Raw genomic sequence first — 7,084 nt, forward strand, 5'->3', positions numbered from 1 at the left:
GCGTACGTGAGGTTTTCAAAGGGATTGCTGGAGCTTATTAAAGAACTAACCTCCCAGGCTGGGCAATTGCCCTTGGATGATGTAGAGGTTACCGGAAGGGTGGCGCAAGCATACGCTGGCCGGCTGCGATCTTTGTTGGATCTGGTAGGGCAAGAGGCAAACGAAGCGGAACTGCGCGGGGCAGCGAGCGACTTATTGGCGCTGTTTGCTGGAAACCATGACAAGGAACTCTTGCAGCGGCGTATAGACCTCGGAAGAAAGCTGGGCGCTGCAGAAGTGTCGCTGGAGCAGCTGGTAACAGCCTATGGGTTCTTTTTCGGGCGTTGCTGCGACGAACTAGTCCCGGTTATCCAATTCCTGGAGAGAGAATTGCAAAGATTGAAGTACGGCGGGACATCGTTGCTTCTTGACCTCGGCCTGCTACTCCTGGGATACCAGGGAGAAGTAGCGCGCCAGATGCGGATGTTTTCGGAAGTAGATGTTCTTACAGGCCTTTTGAGCCGCCGCAAGTTCGAAGAAGAGTTGCAGCAGGCACTCGAGTTTGCGCGGCGCACGAAACGAGAGTTTTCTTTATACTGGCTAGACATTGATAATTTTAAGCTGATTAACGACGTTTACGGTTATATTGTAGGGGATATTGTACTTAAGGTTGTGGCTGACTTCCTGCAGGAGTCGTTCCCCAATGCCTTTGCCATTGCACGCATAGGCGGTAACGAGTTTGGGGTTATACTGATGGATACGGGTCCTGCTGAAGCGCTGGCAAAGGCGCAGGTGCTGTGCCAGGGCATTAGCGAGCTGAAAATTCGTCCTTTGGGGGAGGAAGGCATTTTCATTACAAGCAGCATTGGCGTGGCTTCGTACCCCCACCATGGGCAGGTGCAAGCCGACCTTATGTTAGCTGCCGAGGTTGCTCAGGTAACGGCCAAGAGGAAAGGGAGGAACCGGGTGCAGCTCATTGATGCGCTCGATGAGAGTACTAATCCTACTGTGGTCCACGAGAGAATTCTTCTCTTGCGAGAAGCTCTACGTTCGAAGGAGAGCATCGTACCCTTTTATCAGCCGATTGTAGATTTAGAGACGGGCAAGCCTTTAGGTTACGAAGTGCTTGCTCGTGTGAGGAGAGGGGAAAAGTTTCTTTCTGCCGGGCTTTTTGTAGAGGCGGCCGAGCAATCCGGCCTTATGAAGGATATTGGTAGTATAGTCATAGAGCAGGCCATGCGGGAAAAAAAGAGCTCTTGGGCGAAGGACAAGATTTTCTTTATTAACTTCTCTATGCGCGAGTTGGAGAACAGAGAAACTCCACGGTTCATGGCTGACCTGTTTAACCGCTACGGCATCCGTCCGGAAGAAATTGTGGCCGAAATTACCGAGCGAGAAGCCGTGCTGGATATGAATGCTGTGCAGGCTTTCGCCAAGGAGCTGACAGATCTTGGGGTACGCCTGGCAGTCGACGACTTTGGAAGCGGTTTTTCCTCATTTATTTATCTTCGTTACTTTGACTGTTACTTTGCCAAGATTGAGGGCTCCTTGGTGCGTGAGATCACCAGGAGTGGACGCTCCAGGATGATTGTAGAAAACATGGCAAAACTTTTGCAAAAGCTTTCGATAGAGGTAGTGGCAGAGTTTGTAGAGAACCGTGAAACAGCTGAAATTTTGCGCCGCGCCGGCATTCGATACGGGCAGGGTTATTATCTGGGCATGCCTGTACGGTGTCCTGGTAACGGGGATTAGCGTTAAAGATGACTGGGACATCTTGAAAGAAGATTTCGATGTCCCAGCGTTTACTATAAATGCCTAAAATCTTTTCATCGGAAAATTCAATATCGGCGGACAGCAAGGCTAGCCAGTTTCTGGATTGAGGAAACGGTAGACGGTGTCCTTGCCGGGACGTTTGGCCGAATCCTCTCTTTGCAAGGTGTGAAGAGATTTTTATTACCTGAATTAAGTTGTCAAGGGGTTGACACATTAGGAATAAATGACAGCTCCTCTTGTTTTTTAAAATGTCCCTGGTGAGCCCCTGAGATTAACATATAATCAAAGTGGCGGTCTTGACGGCCGGGTGGCAGTCAAGACCGCCACTTTTCACCCTTTGGCCAATTCTAGCCAATTCGTTCGTTCCGTCCAGGGTAAAGGCTAACGCCCTCGCTAACGCTCGCCCTTGACTCCACTCCGAATTTGGCTGTAATGGTTATTAAGGGTGAGATGGGAAAAGAATAATCACAGCTTTATTTCCTTAAGCGGAGTACATTCTTGTCGCTGATTCTTTTCATAAAACTCAGCCGGTGACATATACCTCACTCCAGAGTGAATCCGGTTATTGTTATAGCGATATATGAATTCACTTACAGCTCTGTATGCTTCACCATATGTCTGGAACTCATTGTGATCCAGGCATTCCTTTTCCAAAATACTGTGAAATGCTTCAATATGGGCATTTTTGTTGGGTGTACGACAAGGGATTCTTTCATGCACAACTTCAAGTTTTTTCCGATATAGTCCATCAGTTTGGTACTGAAATCAGTTTTAAATCAATAAGGCAGGAACCAGGTCGCATTTATCTGATAGACTCTTCAATAATAAGCCTTTGTCTATCCTAATACGGCTGGGCAGAGTTCAGGAAAACCAAAAGTGGAGTTAAACTACACCTCCGTATCCAACGCTAGTGATTTAGTTTATTAAAGTAACCGCTTGTATTTTTGGCATAGAAAGAAGGAAATACTAATAAAAATGTCGAATTGCTAAGATTTGTCAACAACTTGGAGTGTGGAGGTAGTAATAGTGTTAGAGAATCCAGTATTAATCAGGGAAATGTCCCTAGGGGGCAGGGTCCTCTCCCTGGAAACAGGAAGATTGGCCAAGCAGGCCAGCGGCGCTGTGTTGGTAAAATATGGCGAGACCGTGGTCCTGGTCACCGCAACGGTGGCAAAAAACACCAGGGATATCGACTTTTTCCCGCTTACGGTGGACTACGAGGAAAGACTTTATGCTGTTGGAAAAATCCCCGGCGGCTTTATTAAACGTGAAGGGCGTCCCAGCGAAAAGGCTATTTTGTCCGGTCGCCTGATTGACCGCCCGATCCGGCCGCTGTTCCCCAAACACATGAGAAATGAAGTTCAGGTGGTGGCTACGGTTTTATCCGTTGATCAGGATAATGCCCCGGAAATTGCGGCCATGATCGGCGCATCGGCTGCCCTGCATATTTCCAAGATACCCCTTAAAAAGCCCATCGGCGGTGTTATTGTAGGGCGGGTAGACGGTCAATTTGTCATTAACCCGGTGGTACGCCAGGCAGAAAACAGTGACATGCACCTGGTGGTGGCCGGCACCGATGACGCCGTCATGATGGTGGAAGCCGGTGCGAAAGAAGTTCCGGAAGATCAGATTCTCGAAGGCATTATGTTTGGTCACGAGGTTGTCAAGGAAATTGTACAATTCATTGAGGACTTCAGGCAGGAAGCTCTGTCCATGGGCCTGGCCCAGGAAAAAATGGTAATTCCTGAGCCGGAAGTGGACACCGCCATGGAAGAAGCTATCCTGCCGAAGGCGGAAGGAGTCATTCGCGAGGCGGTACTCCATTGCTCCAGGGAAAAATTAAGCAAGAAAGAAAGAGAAGCCTACATGGAAGAGGTTCTTACCGGCTTGCAGGAAACTTTCCTGGAACAATTCCCGGACAACCCCAAAGAAATCATGATGTTGATTGAAAAGGCCGAAAAGAAAGTTGTGCGCAGAATGATTACCCATGATAAACTGCGTATTGACGGCAGGGCCATTGATGAAATCCGTCCTATTTCCGTAGAAGTGGGCGTGCTTCCCCGTACCCATGGCACAGGGCTGTTTACCAGGGGACAGACACAAATTCTGTCGGTGGCAACCCTCGGTTCCATCAGCGATGAACAAATTCTGGACGGTCTCGGTCTGGAAGAAAGTAAACGCTTTATGCATCACTATAATTTCCCGCCCTTTAGTACCGGGGAAACAAAGCCCATGCGGTCTCCGGGGCGCCGGGAAATCGGGCACGGCGCGCTGGCAGAGCGGGCCCTGGAACCTATGATTCCTCCCGAAGAGGTTTTCCCTTATACCATCCGGGTGGTTTCCGAAGCCATTGAATCAAACGGTTCCACATCCATGGGCAGTGTCTGCGGCAGCACACTGGCTCTGATGGATGCAGGGGTACCCCTGAAGGCACCGGTGGCCGGCGTGGCCATGGGACTGATTATGGAGGAAGATGAGTTTACTGTCTTGACGGATATCCAGGGGCTGGAAGACCACCTGGGGGATATGGACTTTAAAGTGGCCGGGACCGCCAAAGGCATTACCGCCCTGCAGATGGATATCAAAATACCCGGCATCACCAGGGAAGTCTTTGAGCAGGCCCTGGCACAGGCCCACCGGGGACGCATGTATATTCTGGGTAAAATGCTGGAGGTTCTGCCGGAACCCAGGGCGGAAATTTCCCAGCATGCCCCGAGCATCATCCGTACCAGCATTCACCCCGACAAAATCAGGGATGTGATCGGGCCTGGCGGCAAGATCATTAAAAAGCTGGTTGAAGAAACCGGGGCGGATATTGATATTGAGGATGACGGCAGGGTCTTTATCGCCGCGGTTGACCGGGAAAGGGGTAAACGGGCTTTACAAATTATTGAGGCCATTACCGCCGAAGTCGAGGTAGGCAAGTTATACACCGGCAAGGTTACCCGGGTTACGGATTTTGGCTGCTTTGTGGAAGTTATACCCGGCGTTATGGGACTGCAGGGCAAAGAAGGACTGGTCCACATTTCACAACTGGCCTTCCAGCGAGTTGAAAAGACCGAAGATGTAGTGAAGGAAGGTGACATTATCACCGTCAAAGCCATCGGCTACGATCATCAGGGCCGCCTGAAGCTCTCCAGAAAAGAAGCCTTGAAGGATCTGGGCATGACTCCCGAGGAAGGACCCGGCGACAAAGGGGAGCGAAGGGAGCGGAGACTCTTTAGCCGTCCAAAGGTTGCCAAGGAATAAAATCACATTGGCCGGTAAACCGAAGTTAACCTTTGATTTAACTTCAGTTTAACGGCTATATTTTTTTTTGTGGGATTTCCCCATGGTTATCTGGATATAGAAGCTGATACACTCTTTGCCATTGCTCCTAAGGAATAGGTAAAATAACATTGCGCCATTATATATAAGCTATTCTTGAAAGAGGTGATGGCAATTAGAAAAAGTAAGTTAATACAGGTAATTGTATTATTCTTGGTGGTTTCTTTACTGATGGCAGTACCCTTGAGTTATGCTGAGGCCTACCTGGGAGACAGGACTTTAAAGCTGGGGATGTCAGGATATGATGTTTTACAACTGCAAAGGAATCTGGGTTATTTAGGGTATAACGTTGGCAAGCTGGATGGGAAATATGGGTGGCAGACCTTTAACGCTGTGAAAAACTTTCAGTGGCGTAATGGTTTAAAGGTAGACGGTGTGGTGGGTAAAAACACCGCCAACGCCATCATTGCCCGGGTCAGCGGGGATAAGGCGCAGCGTCCAAGGGCAGCAGCTGCCGTTTCCCGTGGCAACCTGCCCCTTTCCAGGCAGGACCTCTATGACCTGGCCAGGATTGTACACGGCGAAGCCCGGGGAGAACCCTTTGAGGGGCAAGTGGCCGTGGCAGCGGTGGTCTTAAACAGGCTGCAATCCGGACAGTTTGGTAATACCGTGCAAGATGTTATTTTTCAGCCCTGGGCCTTTACAGCCGTACATGACAGGCAATTTTATTTGCCGCCCAACGAATCTGCTTTTCGTGCCGTCAATGCGGCTGTAAAGGGCTGGGACCCTTCAGGCGGAGCGCTCTACTACTGGAACCCGCAAACCGCCACCAGCCAATGGGTTTGGAGCCGTCCCATCATTAATCGGATTGGCAACCATGTGTTCGCTTACTAAACCCTAACGATTACTGCACCCCCCTCGATAGGAGAGATCGAGGGGGTTCTATTTTACGGGGAAAGGCGTGCTTTTTTAAATGAAGAAATAATCCTCCCCCCGTTGGCATAGAGATTGGAAAGAGTATAATTTAGGGGGAGAAAAATGATGAGAATACTGTTTATTCGCAGGGGCCGGTTCTATAAAGGGGTTTTATGGTTTTTTATTGCACTGTTCTTAATCGGCCTGGGGGTTCTGGCCACCCGTGAAAAATACGAAAGAACGCTTGCCCCCGTTTACCGGGGTAGCGATCGGGATAAAAAGATTGCCCTGACCTGCAATGTTTTTTGGGGAGAAGAGTATATACCAAAGATGCTGGAAGTGTTGGAGGACCATCAGGTCAAAATCACCTTTTTTGTCGGCGGCACCTGGGTCAGAGATTTCCCGGATTTGCTGAAAAAAATGGACGCCGCGGGTCATGAAATCGGCTCCCACGGCTATTCGCACCCCCATCCCGACAGGCTTTCCAAAAGCGGCAACCTGAGGGATATGCAAAGGGCAGAGAAATTGATTTATGATACCATTAACAAGCGACCCCAATTATATGCGCCGCCCTACGGGGAAAGGGGCCCGGCGGTCCTTAAAGCCGCCCAGGAACAGGGGTATACCTTCATTCTCTGGAGTATTGACACCATCGACTGGCAACGCCCTTCGCCGGACGTTATTGTCAGGCGGGTGGTGGAGAAAGCGCATAACGGCGCCATTGTCCTGATGCACCCAACGGCCCCCACTGTGAAAGCCCTGCCGGAAATCATCAAGCAGCTGAAGAAAGAGGGGTATCAATTTGTTACGGTAGGAGAATTAATTCAGAACCTGGTTCAAAAAAGTTCACAATACCTAACAATAAGTTAGATTTTTGTAAACCCGGCCCCCCATGACCAGGCTTTACACCTCCATGGAAAATTTTCCCTGGGGTGACAGGGGACCTCGGCCCCGGAGTCTCACCCGGACGGAAAAACAGCGCTTTACGGGCGCAAAACGCGGCCATATGGAAAACCACGGGGGTTTCCGTCTTGCGTTGACCGTCCAGCGAAAGCCTTGCGGCTCTGCTTCCCGCGATCTGTTAGATGCGGCCTACCGGTTGTTCCCGTACTCCGGCTAAACGGGGTCACCTACTTGATAAAGCAAGGTG

At 50.0% G+C, this 7,084-nt stretch carries 5 protein-coding genes and 1 pseudogene; 5 read left to right on the plus strand and 1 reads right to left on the minus strand.

Annotated elements, in window-relative coordinates; all coding sequences use genetic code 11:
• Nucleotides 1-6 precede the first annotated feature (6 nt).
• Entirely contained in the window at nt 7-1,731 is a 1,725-nt protein-coding gene (locus tag BUB67_RS10565; protein ID WP_073239395.1) for a putative bifunctional diguanylate cyclase/phosphodiesterase, read from the plus strand.
• Between the two features lie 486 nt (nt 1,732-2,217).
• On the opposite strand, the gene BUB67_RS17420 is transcribed toward BUB67_RS10565, so the two are convergent.
• Nucleotides 2,218-2,472, minus strand: coding sequence for an integrase core domain-containing protein (locus BUB67_RS17420; RefSeq protein ID WP_073239396.1), 255 nt, complete (start codon nt 2,470-2,472; stop codon nt 2,218-2,220).
• Between the two features lie 8 nt (nt 2,473-2,480).
• Between BUB67_RS17420 and BUB67_RS16205 the strand changes: the two are divergent.
• From BUB67_RS16205 to BUB67_RS10585, 4 genes and pseudogenes are all read left to right on the plus strand, one after another.
• Nucleotides 2,481-2,657, plus strand: a pseudogene (locus tag BUB67_RS16205) (IS4 family transposase); the annotation flags it as partial.
• 121 nt (nt 2,658-2,778) lie between these two features.
• Entirely contained in the window at nt 2,779-5,001 is a 2,223-nt protein-coding gene (locus BUB67_RS10575) for a polyribonucleotide nucleotidyltransferase (RefSeq protein WP_073239397.1), read from the plus strand.
• A 249-nt stretch (nt 5,002-5,250) separates the two neighbouring features.
• Nucleotides 5,251-5,913, plus strand: a complete 663-nt coding sequence (gene sleB / locus BUB67_RS10580) for a spore cortex-lytic enzyme (protein WP_084127705.1) — start codon at nt 5,251-5,253, stop codon at nt 5,911-5,913.
• 147 nt (nt 5,914-6,060) lie between these two features.
• Entirely contained in the window at nt 6,061-6,804 is a 744-nt protein-coding gene (locus BUB67_RS10585; RefSeq protein WP_073239399.1) for a polysaccharide deacetylase family protein, read from the plus strand.
• The last annotated feature ends 280 nt before the right edge of the window (nt 6,805-7,084 follow it).

The organism is Desulforamulus putei DSM 12395 (assembly GCF_900129195.1).
Classification (GTDB): domain Bacteria; phylum Bacillota; class Desulfotomaculia; order Desulfotomaculales; family Desulfotomaculaceae; genus Desulfotomaculum; species Desulfotomaculum putei.